1 protein-coding gene is annotated in these 698 nt (G+C 54.4%); it reads right to left on the bottom strand.

All coding sequences use genetic code 11. The features are described from left to right. Positions 1-698, bottom strand: a 698-nt coding sequence (locus HMPREF2935_RS10200; RefSeq protein WP_141756050.1) for an IS3 family transposase, incomplete at both ends; no start/stop codon positions are given.

Genomic DNA, 698 nt, shown 5'->3' with positions numbered 1-698 from the left:
CTTTGGTGGAGCCTTGTCTCGTTCCACCATGACACCCACTCGAACGTCGCGATTTCTACCTCGACAGCATCATCCCACCTGCGAGTATGGATTAGCTCGTTCTTGTAGGAGCCGTTTACGTTTTCAGCAAGAGCATTGTCGTAGGAGTCGCCAACCGTCCCAGTGGAAGCGGCAATACCGTGCTGGGCTAGTCGCTCGTTGTAGACCACGCTGACGTACTGGGACCCGTGATCCGAATGGTGAATGAGACCTGTTGTTTCCTCAGCACACACGATCGCTTGGTTGAGAGCTTGCAGCGGCAGTGCTTCAGTCCGCATTGAGTCTGATAACGCCCACCCAACGATCCGGCGGGAGTAAACGTCGGTGACAAACGCGGCGTACACAAAGCCTTTCTTCGTGCGCACATACGTAATGTCGGCCACCCACAGCTTATTTGGACCCTGAGCTTTGAATTCACGCTCGACCAAGTCCGGGCGCAGATCAGGCACGTTAGCTCTTCGGGTTGTGATAGGTGATCTGCCTTTGCCTTTGCCAGAAATACCGGCCAGGCGCATCAACCGAGTGGTTTGTTCACGCCCGATATCAATTCCTTCACGGCGAAGAGCATGCCACATTTTCCGCACCCCGTAAACACCGTAATTATCCTGATGAACAGCCCTAATGCGTTCAATCAGCACAGCATCGCGAAGGCGACGAGC

It is taken from the genome of Corynebacterium sp. HMSC076D02, from assembly GCF_001813815.1.
Taxonomy (GTDB): Bacteria; Actinomycetota; Actinomycetes; order Mycobacteriales; family Mycobacteriaceae; genus Corynebacterium; species Corynebacterium simulans.
This window is presented reverse-complemented; position numbering and strand designations above follow the sequence as displayed.